Genomic DNA, 15,604 nt, shown 5'->3' with positions numbered 1-15,604 from the left:
TACCGGTTGAATAACCTCTGAATTTATCCGTTTACTGCCTTGAGTCAATATTATTTCAACGGGTCAAAAAAAACGCTTTACAGGTGCGAATGATAATGATTATTATTGCGATGCGTTCCGGGGAGGGCATCAACCCTTGATACTCTCGCTGCGAAGGCACGACATTGCTCACATTGCTTCCAGTGTTTACTTAGCCAGCTCGGGTGCTGGCTTTTTTTTTGCCCTTTTTCAACCGCTTCCGCCTTCAACAAATCCGTTGCCAATCCGCCGTTTCATTCCATCGAAATTTTTGAACAGAGGCATGAGTTTTTTACGCTTTCTTATTCTGCCCGCAGGACTAGACTGTAAAAAAACATTGAGGAGAGTTGAATATGATTTATGTACGTAAAGCGGAAGACCGCGGCCACGCCAATCATGGCTGGCTGGATAGCTGGCACACCTTCTCATTTGCCGACTACTACGATCCGAACTTTATGGGGTTCTCGGCGCTGCGTGTGATCAACGAAGATGTGATCGACGCCGGGCAGGGTTTCGGCACCCACCCGCATAAAGACATGGAAATCCTGACCTATGTGCTGAGCGGCACGGTGGAGCATCAGGACAGCATGGGCAACAAGGAGCAGATCCAGGCCGGCGAATTCCAGATCATGAGCGCGGGCACCGGGGTACGTCACTCCGAGTACAACGCCAATCAGGATCGTCCGCTGCACCTGTACCAGATTTGGATCATTCCGGATCAGGTCGGGCTGGAGCCGCGCTACGAGCAGCGCATGTTCGACGCGCCGCAGGGCCGTCAGCTGGTGCTGTCGCCGGATGCGCGCGACGGTTCGCTGAAGGTGTTCCAGGATATGACGCTGTCGCGTTGGGCGCTGAATAAAGGCGAGCAGGGTGAGTATCCGATCGCCGCCGGCCGTCGCATTTGGATCCAGGTGGTGCGCGGCAAGGTCTCGGTCAACGGGCAGGCCGCCGGCATCAGCGACGCGTTCGCGGTGTGGGATGAATCGGGTCTGACGATTCAGGCCGACGAAGAGAGCGAAATCCTGCTGTTCGATCTGCCGCCAGTGTGATTAGGCGGTAAATATCAAGTTGTTGCCTTCCGCTGATGCGGCAGGCGGCGCAATATGACCAACCTGGTGCTTCAGGCTTAGCCTGGAGTGCGGGTTGGTTTTCTTGTTATGGCCCGGTTATTTCCTCGGTTTTCTGGCGTTTCCTTCGCGCCAGGCTGCAAAAAGTGTTTGCCTTCTTTTGAGCAAAAAAGTTAATTCTGGAGCCGCTGTGTGATTTTTATACGCCTGACATAAGAGCGGCAACGATTAAATTAAGCTGGCTTTACATTATTGATAATAATATTTACAGCCTGTCTGTTTATCGAGCGATTTAATAAAGGATTTAGAATTATTATATAAATAAATTATTTCCTGATAACGTATTAATTGCAAAGGCAATGCCATTGTTTGTGTTTGCATGATGTTAATTTCAGGTGGGGTATCTGTGAACTGAAGGTCAAATAATATTGACGGGCTGAAATACGTAAATAAAACGGTCCGGAAATGAGTGCCAGAGCGGTGGCTGATTTTTGACTTGGACGATAGCCGCTCAGTGGGTTGCGTGCTAAATATATTTTTAATTTCTTTCGTCAGTTTATTTTTTGGTTTTCCAATCGCGCCACAGAGGGGCGTCCGAGCTCACGCGTACGGGCTTTCGACATGCTGAATGCCATTGCAGAAAACAATCTCATACCTGGAGATAGAGGAAAAATGATGAAAATTAAAAATGAACGTAACGGCACTTATGATGATTTCTTAAATGCGATACTCACTTTCGAAAGCACGATCGATCCGCAAAAAGCGCAATATTATGCGGAAAATTATGATAATCCAACCGCGACATCTTATCAGGATGTGGAGTATCCCGGCCGGGTTATTCGGGCCCAGGATGGCACGACAACCAAAAGCAATGTCTCGATAAGAGAATATTTCGAGCGTTTGGGTATCGGCAAATACTATACTCAAGGTTCAACGGACCCTCAGATGTTCAAGCAAATGCAGTATGCGACGATGAACTATCTCGGTTTTATCGGTTACCAGCTCAGCGAACAAGACTTCTGGGATCTGGGATATTACACGCATTATGATGAAAACCATCTCCCTAAATATTATTCCGACGTGCCGGTGTCAAATTGGGCCAACGGCGTGCGGGATAAGGTCATGAATCTGCCTGGCAAAGGCGAAGTGCATGTCACGGATGTGAATACCTGGCAAGGGACCTTTACCGGCAAACACGGCATTAATAGTTTTGACGATGTTCTCGATCCGGATAAACAGGACTATGTCGCCAAAGATCATTTTGTCGATAAGTACGAGGGCATGGTGCGTTTGCTGGCGGAGAGAGGCAAAACCCTGAATGATTATTTGGGCACCACTATTCGTTGGTCTGAATGCCATCCCGTGTTGACGCCGCCGCCGGGCGTGCCGGATGCGGTGGAAATCACGCTGTCGGGTTTACTCGGCGGCGCCCATCTGCGCGGCGCGGAGGGCATTACCGCCCTGCTGGTCGATCGTGAAAATCGGGCGGATGAAAACGGCACGGCGATTTTGCAGTATGTCTATCAGTTCGCTGGCTATGACACACCGTTTAACCCCTAATGCTCTTCCATAGTCGCCGCGGAATGGCATGATTCCCCCGCGCGCAAGCGCGGGGGAATCGACGCGGGCCAAGGGTCAGCGTTCTTCCGTTTGCTGCTGCAACAGCCGATCTATCTCTCGTTTTGCTTCCCGAAATTGCTGCTGATATTCCGCGCTGGCTTGCAATCGAGCAAAGGCACCGGCCGCCAACACGCGGCCGGCTTCGACATCGCTGGCCCAGTGTACGCCGCAAATCAGCCGGCTGCGGCCAAACTCATAACCCTTGCGCATGAGCTCCGTCGCACGTTGCGGCACCATGGCCGTCAGCGTCATCGCCCATACGAAACCGGTTACGGCATGCCCGGAGGGATAGGAACCGCCATCGTTGCTGAGCGCACTGTGCTCTTGCGGGGTACAGCTCTCCACCCGCAGCGCGGAGTAGGGGCGAATGCGGGCGTGGGCCTTTTTCGCGCCGTTGGAAGCATAGCCTGCGTCCGTGAGCAGGCGGCTCAGCAAAAGGTGGGTATGCGGCGTGCGCTGGCGCGATATCTCCGTACCCAACGCTGCGGAGAAAGCCCGACCGATGGCATTGAAGGACAGATTGGCATCCTCCACCGCCAACCTGCCCCGGGGCGTATCGCGCAGTTTGCGAAGCTGGTAAAAGGTTTCCACGTCGGCTTTCCAGGCCGCGCTGCCTTCAATCGGCGGGGCCGGCAGGATTGCCGCGCCGTCCGGATAGTCTGCAGGCGTAAGATAACCGTTGATCCAGCCTTCTATGTAGGGAGAAAAGCCTACATTCGGATAGCCGATATCCGAATAGTCTACCCGCCACCGCTCGCGGGTATCGCTGTTGGGCGCGATGGACTCGGCATGCGCCGGCGCGTTTTGCAGACAAATCAGGGCGAGCCCTGTAACGGCGCTTCGTTTTATGTTCAGAGTGAATATAGCCATCGTTATATATTCCCTTCCTGGCATGACGCTGTTTCAGTAATGGCGACGGTTTGATCACTGCGGCACAAACAGGCCGATCCAGCCGAAAATATTGAGCAGAATGCCGGTGATAATGACCGCCACCACCGGCGCGGCGATTTTCAGCACCGGGCGGCCGAGCGCTTCGTTAAGGAAATAGAGCGCCGCCGCCATGCTGAAGCCTGTGTACCCGGCCATTTTGATGGCCGCGAAAGTGGAGCCGATCAACAAGGCGAATTCCATCAGCATATTCATCGCGTTGCGGATATTGTCGGATGCATTGCGCACCGAAGGATATCGGCCCAGCCATTTGCCGATATAGCGCAGCAGCAGGATTTCCAGCGTGATGACGATGGCGCCCGCCGGTGCGGCAAGCCAGGGCGAGGGGGAAAGGTAACCGACGACAAAGACGAACGTGAAGCCCGCCACCGCATATACCCCGGTCGCCAGCGCGGTAGTGGCGATCAGCGGAATGAATCCAAGCCCGCGCATGAATTCGGCCAGCGCCGCCTGGTGCAGAAGGGCGTCTGATTCTTCGGGCGAGATGCCGGGCGCGTAGGCTTTCGCCAGCGTATAAATCGAGACTTCGGAGCCTCCGAAGATCTTCATGCTGGCGACGGCAGAAATCAGCGCGCCGGTTACGGCAATAAGCGGCAGGTTGTTGATAATGCGCTGTGTGCGCTCCTCAAACATCGACGGGGCCGAAGCCTCTTCACCCGTTGGGGAAGTCCGCCGATCTCTCAGATCGCGGAAAATCGCGATGCCCAACAGCAAAACCATACCGACGAAGATTTCGATCGACTCCGGGAACAGATGCGGGAAATAACGCACGACGATCAGGCGCGACAGCAACACCAGCAGGGCCGCGACCACGCTCTGTTTCCAGCCGAACTGGTAGAAAATGGCGACCAGGGGAAAGAGCGCGAAGGCCGACACGACCGGGTTACTCAGTTCCCCCAGCGCGCCAATGATGTCTACCGGCAGCGAGGTCAGGAGTTGGTTGATGGGCTGCAGGCTGGTGAAGACCAGAATGCCCCAGATGGCGCCGAGAATGAATGCCAGCCACACGTTGACGGCCAGCACGCCGATGATGTCGGTAGGCAGAAACAGCAGCCAGCTGTTCAGCAAGCCGGTGGACAAGGTAAATGAAATGCCGACGGAGGCCACGAACCCTATGCTGAGGCCAAAAGCGATGCTGCCCGCTTCCCGACGGTTCATATGGCCTTCCACCAGTTGCGGAAGGATAGGGCGAATGCCGTCATGAAAGACTGCCGCCGAACGGTGAGATAACAGCGCCGTCATGCCCGTCAACAGGGACACCAGAATGACGGAAAGGATAGGGTCCATTTTCGCCTCCTTATGACAGTTGCCGAATCAACAGCGGGATCGCATGTTCGACGTGCTCGACCGAAAGGCCAAACGCGACTTTTCCTTCCGCCACCCACTTCGTTATTTGCTCTTCTTTCGCACGAATGCCCGGCTTGGCGATCGTGCAGCATTTGTTGAAGCCGATGATGGCTATCGCGATGGACAGCGCAGCGCCGGCGCCGGTATTGCAGGCGCCGATGAAATAGTCCAGTTCGCCGTTTTTGACTCGGGCGGCGGCGTCCATGTCGCTTAAGATGCTGACGTCAAAAATGCCTGGGGCGGCGCTCTCGATGGCCTGTTTGATCTGTTCCCGCTGTAAACCTGCAATTCCGATTTTTTTCATGGCTATCACCTTATTATTTGAAGAACCGATTTGGGTTGTGTTGCAGCATTGCGGTCACGGCTTGCTGACCGATCCCCGCCTCCAGCAACAGCGGAACGAAACTGTCCATGAGGTAGCTGAAGCCGGGGCCGCCGTTGCCGCGCAGATGCGAACGGCGCGTGATGTCCATCGACAGCATCACCCGATCGAGCAGGCCGCGTTGCGACAGCGCGGTCAGCATCGCCACGCGTTTTTCATCCGGGTAGTAGCTGTTTTTGCCAATGGTGTCGAACTGCACCCACGCGCCCCGATCGATCAGGTGCAAGACAGTTTCCAGATTGTCTTTCAGATCGCAGTGGCCAATCACGATGCGGTCGGCCGGCACGCCGTAAGATTGCAGCAGGGCGAGCTGCTCCGGCCCCATGGTGCTGAAGCTGGTATGCGTGGAGATTGGCCGCCCCGTGGCGTGGTGAGCGAGGGCGGCGGCGTGGAACATTTTTGATTCGTCGGGCGTGATTCGGCCCTCGCTGCTGCCGATTTCGGCAATCACGCCAGCGCACAGGCCGCTGCCGTCGATGCCGCATTCAATTTCGGCAATCATTTCGGCGGCCAGCGTTTGCGCGTCTCGGGTGGCGACGTGTTCGGGATAGAAATCCTGTTGGTAGTAGCCGGTGGAGAGCAGCACGTTGATACCGGTGTCGCGCATCAGGCGCGCGATGAAGTGGACATCCCGCCCCATATAGCGGTTCGTTACCTCGACGATGTTGCGGACTCCCCGCGCCATCAACGCCTCCATTTCATCGCGCAGCAGAGCATAGCTGTCGAGGCGACAGTCATCGTTATGCTTAAACGGTGAAAGATCGATGTGCAGATGTTCATGCGCATAGGTGTAGCCGTCGGCGTTGAGCCATTCAATCTGATCAGCCATGAGAATTCCCCTGCAATAATGAGAAAAAAGAGGTGCCGTTCTGCGGTGCGGGAGCGCCGAAGGCGTCGCAAACGGAGGCGCCCACGTCGGACAGCGTGGCCCGATCTCCCAGCCGGACGCCAGTAACGCCCGGGCGCCAGACCAGCAGGGGCACGCACTCTCGCGTGTGCTGTGAATGCCCGATCGTCGGGTCGTTGCCATGATCGGCCATGACCACTAACGCGTCGTCCTTATCCAGCAGCGACATGAGATGCGCCAGATATCCGTCCACCAGTTGCAGGCGCTCCGCATAACGCGCCACATCCTGCGCATGCCCGGCCAGATCGGTTTCCTGAATGTTGGTGCAGATAAATCGCCGGCCCGGTCGTTGCGCTTCGCTCAGGGTCAGCGCCATGATTTGCGCGGAATCGACAATCCCGCCGAAGTTATCGCCGTCGGGATTGGCGACGATATCCGCCACTTTCCCTATCAGGGATGTCGGGATGCCTTGACGTTGCAGACAGGCGGGAACCTGTACGGCCTCATCGACGCCGTAACCCAAATGAACGACCCGGAAGCCTTGCCGGTAGACGCCCGAACGCGGGGCATCGATGCCGGCGTACATGTCTTGCCGGCTTTGCGCCGCTGCGGCGATGGCTTCGTTGCTGGTGCTTTCTCCGCCGAAGACAATGACGCGGCTCACGGGCGCGCATCGCCTAACGATGGCGCCGATTTTTCTGACCGTGTCGTAATCGATCAGGTTCAGATTGGCGGTCACGTTGTAGACCAGGCCGGGGTCGGTTTCAAGGTTATCGCCGACGGCCACGGCGTCGTTGACCCAAAGGTATGCCGTATTCGCCGTCACCGGGAGCCGCTGCACCCGGTAGCCCGCTTTCCGCAGGGCGCCAGCCGTTTTATCCATGATTTCGCCGAACGGCATTCTGAAGGGCTGTTTGGGCTGAGTTCCCATAATTTCCTGATGCCCCATGAACGAGTCGGCGCCTTCATGTTGCAGCGCCGCTTTGCCGACGTTTGCCTGCGGATTGGGCTCCATCACGTTGGCCCGGTATCCCAGCGCGTTGATCAGGCCCAATCTTTCCATTGCGGGCAGGCGCAGGTCGGGACATTGCTGCAAGATATGGCCGCAGGTATTGGCGCCTGCGTCGTTCGGCCTGACTTGCGGCACATCCTCCATGGCGCCGACGCCAAAGCTGTCGATCACCAGGACTACAAATTTGTTCATGCTGTGTTCCCCCCTGATATTGGCGGCTAAGACGCCGACGGCGTTTGGTTATTGCCGCGAGACGATGGGATTGCCCAGGCTGTCGTAGAGCCCGGCCAGCGTTGGCCGGCCTGCGCTGATGCCCTGGATAAGCGCTACGTCGCTGCGGGTGACGAAGATCTGCGTGCGGAAACACATGATTACCGGGCTGCCAACAGCGAAATTGCCCTCCAGCCCCAGGTAGTAATCGATATTGTCCGATTTGAACGGCAGTGTCCGCGTCTCGCTGGGGGTATCCCCGGCGAAAACCAGCGCGTTCCGTAGGCGGCCGCGGCGGTAATAGCCGCCGCCGAAGCACAGGCTGTTCGATCCTGCGTTATGAGACACTTCCGACAGATACAGCATGGCGATGCGTTCCGGTTGATCGCCGTATTCATTGGCCGGAATGGTGCCGGTAAACGCGTGGCCAGGTTCAATATGCGTCGCGCCGCCGCGGGCAAGCGCAGGGATGGTGTTGCAGCTATTGGCCGACGGGGCGTTAACCTGCTCGATAGGAAAGCCCGCCGCGCGCAGCGTTTTCGCCGCGTTGACCAGCGTGGTAAAGTTCGGCGTTGTGAGGCTTTCGCCCGCCGTTGCCGACGCCAGGGCGCAAGGAAAATTCGTGACGCCGACGATCTCCACGCCGCCAAGCGCGGCGATGCGCGCCGCGACATCGACCAGCTCGTCAGGCAGGAAGCCGCCTTCCTGACCGGGGTAGACGATATCGCCGGTCTGGCATACTTTCAGCAGCAGGCGTTGCCGCATGCCGAGACGCCGGGCGCATTCGGCGATCCTGCGCGCTTTCTCAAATGAGAAAACCGTGATGACTTCCGGCCGGCATCGCAGCGCGCTCTCGATTTCCCCGTCCGGAATTTGCACTAAATGCCCCAGATGGCGAAGCGGCACGCCGTTATTGGCCAGGCATCGCGCCTCGCGGAAATCCACCGCCACCGCGCCGCTGAACCCCTGGTCGATAATTTGTTGGGTTAGCCAGGGATTACGGCCGAACTGCTTGCTCATCACATACGGCGTCACACGATATTCCTCCGCCGTTTGCAGAATGCGGCGCGCATTCTGTTTCACCATATCCACATCGATCACCCAGGTGTCCGGCGTGAGTTTGTGCTGGCGCAGCAGCCCGATCGACGCGTCAATCAGCGGCTGATTTTGTTTGCGTAGCGCATCTAAAAACATAGGGTTGGCGACTCCTTAAGACAGCGGTTTCCGGAACATCAGATTGGCCGTCGTTTAAATATTCATTTTTTTGAACATTTGTTGCGAAAAAATCAATGCCGCTGTTGGGGAGACAAGCCGAACAGGTTGGCCAAGAGATAACCTTCTTCGTTGGGATGCAGCCGTACGCTGAACTTTGCCAGCAGCCCATCATTCAGCCGCCGCAGGCGGGGCAGTTCACCCGATGCGGCGATCTCCTGCAGAAAATCCTCGCCCAGCGGTGCGATGATTTCGCCGCGCCGTGAACGCATCAGCGCGTTCGCCATATGCGCGATGGCCATCCATCCCTGTTCCTCGGGCAGCGGGCGCCCCCAGCGCGTTTCCAGATCGTCAATGACTTGCAACATGCCGCGGAAGATATCTTCATCTATCACTCCGGCCTGGCAAAGCAGCTTCATCTTTTCTTCCACAATCTCTCCTTCAATAGCTGGGCTCAATCTCTTCTGACACCACGGCGCGCTGATGCTGGCGAACCCGATGCGTATCGACAAAAGTATCCAGCAGTTTCCCGGTGCTTCGGTCATCGCTGCGGATTAAAATGGTAGCCTCCGTCGCCAGCACGACGCGTTGATCCCCTTCCAGGGGCACGGCCTCCAGCCCGTAGCGGGCCAACACCTGGCGGTTCTCGACGTTCCAGACGACGGCATCGATGGTGCCGTTTTCGAGCCGGCTCAGGCAGTCGTGGTAAGGAATTTCCACCCGTGCGACCGCCGCCGGGTCATAAATCATATCCGTCAGCAGCTTTTGGTCCATCGAACGGCAGTCCACGCCGACTCTGCGCACCGCGCCGTGATCCCCGCGGCGGCGAATGATTTGATGCGATACCCAAGAATGCTCTCCAAGCGTCGCCGCGATCTTCACCCCGTTTTCCGGCCGGCTTGCATACTCTTCGGCGGCCAGACGCGAGACGACCGCCAGGTCATAAATGCCATTGCGCAAACATTCCACGCGAATATCCGCTCCCCGCATATGTGCGAAGTAGAACGGTACGTCGGAAAACTCGCGCTTCAATCCGCTGGCGAGCCCCTCGTACTCGCGGGTATAGGGTAACGGCATGGCGCAAACAACGCGGGAAATGTTGGCGTAATCCAGCAGCGACCTATAGTCCACATGGGTTAAGAAGCTGCCGTTGCGCCCGCTGCGTTGTACGGTTATGCAGCCTGCGTTTTCCAGTGTCTTGAGCGCCGCCTGCATCAAACCGATGGACAGGGCGTTGTCGCGGGCCAGTTCGCCAATCGTTTTTAATCGCTCCCCCGGTTGGCATCCCAGCAAGTACATCGCCAGACAGCTCAGCGATAACCCTTCTTTTTTTATAAATTGACTGCGGCTCATTTAAATATTCATTTAAGTGAAGATTTATGTCAGGGATACACTAAAAGCGTGGAGAGATCCAAAAATTACGGCGAATGTGTGATGAAGTGCACGTAGCAGTTATCGATTTCCGCTTGGCGCGGAGAATCTGTGAGTTCTGTTGGCCGTCGCATAACCGACAATATCGGCCCGCCGTTTTTTTTGCTAAAATGACTGCCCATTCACGGTTAGTCAGTTCATTGATAATGAAGAAAAAACGGCCGGTACTCCAGGATGTGGCGGACAAGGTGGGCGTGACCAAGATGACGGTGAGCCGTTATCTGCGCAATCCCGACCAGGTTTCTGTCGCCCTGCAGCAAAAAATCGCCGTCGCGCTGGATGAGCTGGGTTACATCCCCAACCGCGCGCCGGACATCCTCTCCAACGCCACCAGCCGGGCGATTGGCGTGCTGTTGCCGTCGCTGACCAACCAGGTGTTCGCCGAAGTGCTGCGCGGCATCGAAAGCGTCACCGACGCGCACAACTACCAGACCATGTTGGCGCACTATGGCTACCTGCCGGAGCGTGAAGAAGAGCGTCTGACCTCGCTGCTTTCTTACAATATCGACGGCCTGATCCTGTCTGAACGCCATCACACGCCACGCACCCTGAAAATGATCGAGGTGGCGGGCATTCCGGTGGTGGAGCTGATGGACTGCGTCTCGCCGTGCATCGATCTGGCGGTGGGCTTCAACAACTTCGAGGCGGCGCGCCAGATGACCCAGCAGATTATCGCGCACGGCCACCGTCACGTGGTCTATTTCGGCGCCCGACAGGATGAACGTACCATCATCAAACAGCAGGGGTATGAGCAGGCGATGCGCGAATCCGGCCTGGAGCCGTACAGCATCATGACCGCACGCTCTTCCTCCTATTCCGCCGGCGGCGAGCTGCTGCGCCAGGCGCAGCGCGACTACCCGCAGATCGACAGTATCTTCTGCACCAACGATGACCTGGCGATCGGCGCGGCCTTCGAGTGCCAGCGGCAGGGGCTGTCGATCCCGCAGGACATGGCGATCGCCGGTTTCCACGGCCATGATATCGGCCAGGTGATGGTGCCGAAGTTGGCCAGCGTGCTGACGCCGCGCGAACGCATGGGGCAGATCGGCGCCGAGCGCTTGCTGGCCCGGCTGCGCGGCGAAACGGTGTGCCCGCGCATGGTGGACGTCGGTTTCACCGTGATCCCCGGCGGCAGTATCTGAGCCATTTTAACGTTCTGTTTTAACACCCTTTCTTTTTGCAGCGCGCCCTGAGGCGCGCGGGTTATCCCGCCTGTAAGCCCGCTGCTCGTTGCCGGCATAAGTTTGATCTCTGTCCCAGAACGCGAATTTTAGCCGCTTACCCGGTTCCGGCGCTCATGTTGTTACCGGTATCATGATACCGGTAACAACGAGTGTGCGGTCATCTTGCTGCAAGACTGAACCTCTGACTCAACAACACCTACAGCTCTTCTTAAACACCGGGAAAGAGCCTAAAAATAAAACAACCGCACGCTTTACGCCTATCGTAAAGAGAGTCGCGATAAAAGGTTGGAGAAAAATTATGCCATTAGTGATTGTTGCAGGCGGCGTAGCGCTGCTGCTGCTGCTGATGATCCGCTTCAAGCTGAACGGCTTTATCTCTCTGGTGCTGGTTGCCCTGGCGGTCGGGATCGCACAGGGCATGCCGGTCGATAAAGTCATCGGCTCCATCAAGGCCGGCGTGGGCGGCACGTTGGGCAGCCTGGCGCTGATCATGGGCTTCGGCGCCATGCTCGGCAAGCTGCTGGCGGACTGTGGCGGCGCGCAGCGCATCGCCACCACGCTGATCGACAAGTTCGGCAGAAAACACATTCAATGGGCGGTGGTGCTGACCGGCTTCACCGTCGGCTTCGCGCTGTTCTACGAAGTGGGCTTCGTGCTGCTGCTGCCGCTGGTGTTCACCATCGCCGCTTCCGCGCGCATCCCGCTGCTGTACGTCGGCGTGCCGATGGCCGCCGCGCTGTCGGTGACCCACGGCTTCCTGCCGCCGCACCCGGGCCCGACCGCCATCGCCACCATCTTCCATGCCGATATGGGTAAAACCCTGCTGTACGGCACGCTGCTGGCGATCCCGACGGTGATCCTGGCCGGCCCGGTTTATGCCCGCTTCCTGAAAGGCATCGACAAGCCGGTGCCGGAAGGCCTGTACAACCCGAAAACCTTTACCGAAGCGGAGATGCCGAGCTTTGGCGTCAGCGTCGCCACGTCGCTGGTGCCGGTGATCCTGATGGCGCTGCGCGCGGTCGCTGAAATGGTGTTGCCGAAGGGCCACAGCCTGCTGCGTTTCGCCGAGTTCTTCGGCGACCCGGTGATGGCGACCCTGATCGCCGTGCTGATCGCTATCTTCACCTTCGGCCTGAACCGCGGCCGCACCATGGATGAAGTGATGGGCACCATCACCGATTCGATTAAAATCATCGCCATGATGCTGTTGATCATCGGCGGCGGCGGCGCCTTCAAGCAGGTGCTGGTGGACAGCGGCGTCGAGCAGTACATCGCCGGCCTGATGGAAGGCAGCAACGTTTCGCCGATTCTGATGGCCTGGTCGATCGCCGCCGCGCTGCGTCTGGCGCTGGGTTCCGCCACCGTGGCGGCGATCACCGCCGGCGGCATCGTCGCCCCGCTGATCGCCACCACCGGCGTCAGCCCTGAGCTGATGGTGATTGCGGTCGGTTCCGGCAGCGTTATCTTCTCGCACGTTAACGATCCGGGCTTCTGGCTGTTCAAGGAGTACTTCAACCTGAGCATCATGGAAACCATCAAATCCTGGTCGGTGCTGGAAACCATCATCTCGGTGTGCGGCCTGGTGGGCTGCCTGCTGCTGGCGACGGTCGTATAATCTTTATCCGGCGCCCTGCGGGGCGTCGGCGTTCCAGAGTATCTTTATCAGTCGGGACGCATTTGGCGCGCTCGCGCCAGTTCCCATAAGGGCATGACACAATGAGTAATCCGCAGAATCACGTATTTATCCTGATGGGCGTATCCGGCAGCGGCAAATCCGCCGTGGCCAGCGCCGTCGCCCACGAGGCCGATGCCGCCATGCTGGACGGCGATTACCTGCACCCGCGCGCCAACATCAACAAAATGGCCGCCGGGCACGCGCTGGACGACAACGATCGCGCCCCGTGGCTGGCGGCCTTGAACGACGCCATCTTCGCCATGCAACGCACCAATCCGGTGTCGCTGCTGGTGTGTTCGGCGCTGAAAAAAAGCTATCGCGACCGCCTGCGCGAAGGCAATCGCAACCTGCATTTCCTCTACCTGAAAGGGGACAAGACGGTGATTGAGGAGCGCCTGAAACAGCGCAAGGGCCACTTCTTCAAACCGCAGATGCTGGTTTCGCAGTTCGCCACGCTGGAAGAGCCGGGCGAGCAGGAGCCGGATGTGCAGGCGATCGACATCAACCAGCCGCTGGACGGCGTGGTCGCCGACACGCTCGCCTGCATCAACCGCATCACCGCCCGCTGAGCGCGGGCCGTCGTCGGCGCCGCCAGGCGCCTACAGCTTCATGTAAGCCCGTATGCCGTCCAGGAACATCTGGGTCGACAGCATCACCAGAATCAGCCCCATCAACCGTTCCAGCGCGCTGACGCCTTTGCTGCCCAGCAGGCGCAGGAACAGGTTCGACATCAGCAAAATGGCCGCAGAGAGGCCCCAGGCGATCAACAGCGCCGCCACCAGATGGGGCAGCTGATGCGGATACTGGTGCGACAGCAGCATCAGCGCCGCCAGAATCGACGGCCCGGCCACCAGCGGGATCGCCAGCGGCACCAGGAAGGGCTCTTCGCCGGCGGACAGCCCCGAACTGTTGCCCTCCTGCGTGGGGAAAATCATCTTGATGGCGATCAGAAACAGGATGATGCCGCCGGAAATGGAGACGGTTTCGGTGCGCAGGTTGAGGAACGCCAGAATTTTCTCGCCGGCGAACAGGAAGATCAGCATCAGCAGCAGGGCGATCAGCAGCTCGCGGATCAGCACTACCCGACGGCGGCGCGGTTCCAGATGCTTGAGCACCGACATGAAAATCGGCAGGTTGCCCAGCGGATCCATAATTAAAAACAGCAATACCGTAGCGGAAATCATCTCTGTCATGGTGACCTCGTGATCGGGAAAACGCCTCGGCCTTTCCGGCCGCGTCCTTGCCTATAAGAAGGATTGCTGAGAAATCCCCAGCCATCGAATAAATTCACTTTGCGCCCGCGCCGACATTTTGTAAGGTGAGGAGATATTGCACACAACTCGTTATCACCTACATAAGCCCTTATCCGGGCGGGACACAGATATTATGAAAAACGTTGGTTTCATCGGTTGGCGCGGAATGGTCGGCTCGGTTCTCATGCAACGCATGACGGAAGAGCGCGATTTCGACGCCATTCGCCCGGTCTTTTTCTCCACCTCGCAGCACGGTTCCGCCGCGCCGGCCTTCGGCGGCCAGCAGGGCACGCTGCAGGATGCGTATGACATCGACGCGCTGAGCGCGCTCGATATCATTATTACCTGTCAGGGCGGCGATTATACCAACGAAGTTTATCCTAAGCTGCGCGCCAGCGGTTGGCAGGGGTACTGGATCGACGCGGCCTCTTCGCTGCGCATGCAGGACGACGCCATCATCATCCTGGATCCGGTCAACCACGCGGTGATTCAGCAGGGCCTGGACAACGGCATCAAAACCTTCGTCGGCGGCAACTGCACCGTCAGCCTGATGCTGATGTCGCTCGGCGGCCTGTTCGCCAACGATCTGGTGGAGTGGGCGTCGGTCGCCACCTATCAGGCGGCCTCCGGCGGCGGCGCGCGCCACATGCGCGAACTGCTGACCCAGATGGGCATGCTGCATGCCGACGTGGCGAAAGAGCTGCAGGATCCGGCTTCCGCCATTCTGGATATCGAGCGTAAGGTGACCGAGGCCACCCGCAGCGGCAAACTGCCGACCGATAACTTCGGCGTGCCGCTGGCCGGCAGCCTGATCCCGTGGATCGACAAGCAGCTCGACAACGGCCAGAGCCGCGAAGAGTGGAAAGGCCAGGCGGAAACCAACAAGATTCTGAACACCGGCAGCGTGATCCCAGTCGATGGTCTGTGCGTGCGCGTCGGCGCGCTGCGCTGCCACAGCCAGGCGTTCACCCTGAAGCTGAAAAAAGACGTGTCGCTGCCGGAAATCGAGCAGATGCTGGCGACGCACAACGACTGGGTGCGCGTGATCCCGAACGACCGTGAGCTCACCATGCGCGAACTGACGCCGGCGGCGGTGACCGGCACGCTGAATACGCCGGTCGGCCGTCTGCGCAAGCTGAATATGGGGCCGGAGTACCTGTCGGCGTTCACCGTGGGCGACCAGCTGCTGTGGGGCGCGGCCGAGCCGCTGCGCCGCATGCTGCGTATTCTGCTGTAAACCCGCACTTCCTGGGGGCTGGCTACTTTCAGCCCCCTAAAGCCTTATTTTCCACTTTTTTGTTCGCCGCGTCCGCGTCGGGCAACGTCACCGCAAGCCTCGTTTCACCGGGCTCTACCCCGCATATCTCCTCGTCGGCCGCCGCATGCCGGCGCCTCCAG

The 15,604-nt window shown here is 58.3% G+C and carries 15 protein-coding genes; 6 read left to right on the top strand and 9 right to left on the bottom strand.

Translation table 11 applies throughout. The features are described from left to right. Positions 1 to 371: 371 nt before the first annotated feature. Together ACJ8HB_RS19710 and ACJ8HB_RS19705 are read left to right on the top strand one after the other, a co-directional pair. Positions 372 to 1,067 carry a pirin family protein gene (locus ACJ8HB_RS19710; RefSeq protein ID WP_033636340.1) on the top strand — a complete coding sequence of 232 codons (696 nt, stop codon included), beginning with the start codon at positions 372 to 374 and terminating at the stop codon, positions 1,065 to 1,067. A gap of 639 nt (positions 1,068 to 1,706) precedes the next feature. After that, positions 1,707 to 2,645 carry a hypothetical protein gene (locus ACJ8HB_RS19705; protein ID WP_223307133.1) on the top strand — a complete coding sequence of 313 codons (939 nt, stop codon included), beginning with the start codon at positions 1,707 to 1,709 and terminating at the stop codon, positions 2,643 to 2,645. A gap of 75 nt (positions 2,646 to 2,720) precedes the next feature. On the opposite strand, the gene ACJ8HB_RS19700 is transcribed toward ACJ8HB_RS19705, so the two are convergent. From ACJ8HB_RS19700 to yhfZ, 8 genes are all read right to left on the bottom strand, one after another. Next, complete coding sequence (locus ACJ8HB_RS19700) at positions 2,721 to 3,575, bottom strand: acid phosphatase (protein ID WP_049213042.1); 855 nt, start codon at positions 3,573 to 3,575, stop codon at positions 2,721 to 2,723. Positions 3,576 to 3,629: 54 nt separating this feature from the next. After that, on the bottom strand, positions 3,630 to 4,940 hold the full coding sequence (locus tag ACJ8HB_RS19695) for a YhfT family protein (RefSeq protein WP_047570181.1): 1,311 nt from the start codon (positions 4,938 to 4,940) through the stop codon (positions 3,630 to 3,632). Between the two features lie 10 nt (positions 4,941 to 4,950). Then, the gene (locus ACJ8HB_RS19690; RefSeq protein WP_033654455.1) at positions 4,951 to 5,304 is read right to left on the bottom strand and encodes a DUF2620 domain-containing protein; all 354 of its coding nucleotides are present in this window, start codon (positions 5,302 to 5,304) and stop codon (positions 4,951 to 4,953) included. 13 nt (positions 5,305 to 5,317) lie between these two features. Beyond that, complete coding sequence (locus ACJ8HB_RS19685) at positions 5,318 to 6,211, bottom strand: phosphotriesterase-related protein (protein ID WP_047570184.1); 894 nt, start codon at positions 6,209 to 6,211, stop codon at positions 5,318 to 5,320. Next, positions 6,204 to 7,433 (bottom strand): phosphopentomutase, encoded by a 1,230-nt coding sequence (locus ACJ8HB_RS19680; protein ID WP_047570186.1) that lies wholly within the window; start codon positions 7,431 to 7,433, stop codon positions 6,204 to 6,206. Before ACJ8HB_RS19680 ends, ACJ8HB_RS19685 begins: the two co-directional genes overlap by 8 nt. Positions 7,434 to 7,481: 48 nt before the next feature. Next, positions 7,482 to 8,645, bottom strand: coding sequence for a YhfX family PLP-dependent enzyme (locus tag ACJ8HB_RS19675; RefSeq protein ID WP_047570188.1), 1,164 nt, complete (start codon positions 8,643 to 8,645; stop codon positions 7,482 to 7,484). Between the two features lie 92 nt (positions 8,646 to 8,737). After that, a complete protein-coding gene (locus ACJ8HB_RS19670; RefSeq protein ID WP_033654451.1) occupies positions 8,738 to 9,094 on the bottom strand; it encodes a hypothetical protein in 357 nt (118 codons plus the stop codon). Positions 9,095 to 9,104: 10 nt separating this feature from the next. Next, entirely contained in the window at positions 9,105 to 10,016 is a 912-nt protein-coding gene (gene yhfZ, locus ACJ8HB_RS19665; protein WP_047570190.1) for a GntR family transcriptional regulator YhfZ, read from the bottom strand. Between the two features lie 224 nt (positions 10,017 to 10,240). Here yhfZ and gntR point away from each other — a divergent pair, with 224 nt between their 5' ends. From gntR to gntK, 3 genes are all read left to right on the top strand, one after another. Beyond that, positions 10,241 to 11,236, top strand: coding sequence for a gluconate operon transcriptional repressor GntR (gene gntR, locus ACJ8HB_RS19660; RefSeq protein ID WP_047570192.1), 996 nt, complete (start codon positions 10,241 to 10,243; stop codon positions 11,234 to 11,236). A 340-nt stretch (positions 11,237 to 11,576) separates the two neighbouring features. After that, on the top strand, positions 11,577 to 12,893 hold the full coding sequence (gene gntT, locus ACJ8HB_RS19655; RefSeq protein WP_033636339.1) for a gluconate transporter: 1,317 nt from the start codon (positions 11,577 to 11,579) through the stop codon (positions 12,891 to 12,893). 101 nt (positions 12,894 to 12,994) lie between these two features. Then, the gene (gntK, locus tag ACJ8HB_RS19650; protein ID WP_033636338.1) at positions 12,995 to 13,522 is read left to right on the top strand and encodes a gluconokinase; all 528 of its coding nucleotides are present in this window, start codon (positions 12,995 to 12,997) and stop codon (positions 13,520 to 13,522) included. Between the two features lie 30 nt (positions 13,523 to 13,552). On the opposite strand, the gene ACJ8HB_RS19645 is transcribed toward gntK, so the two are convergent. Then, positions 13,553 to 14,146 carry a YhgN family NAAT transporter gene (locus ACJ8HB_RS19645; RefSeq protein WP_033654449.1) on the bottom strand — a complete coding sequence of 198 codons (594 nt, stop codon included), beginning with the start codon at positions 14,144 to 14,146 and terminating at the stop codon, positions 13,553 to 13,555. A gap of 193 nt (positions 14,147 to 14,339) precedes the next feature. Between ACJ8HB_RS19645 and asd the strand changes: the two genes are divergently transcribed. Further along, entirely contained in the window at positions 14,340 to 15,443 is a 1,104-nt protein-coding gene (gene asd, locus ACJ8HB_RS19640; RefSeq protein ID WP_033636337.1) for an aspartate-semialdehyde dehydrogenase, read from the top strand. Positions 15,444 to 15,604: the final 161 nt, after the last annotated feature.

Origin of the sequence: Serratia sp. CY27727 (assembly GCF_052169275.1) — a bacterium.
Classification (GTDB): domain Bacteria; phylum Pseudomonadota; class Gammaproteobacteria; order Enterobacterales; family Enterobacteriaceae; genus Serratia; species Serratia sarumanii.
This window is presented reverse-complemented; position numbering and strand designations above follow the sequence as displayed.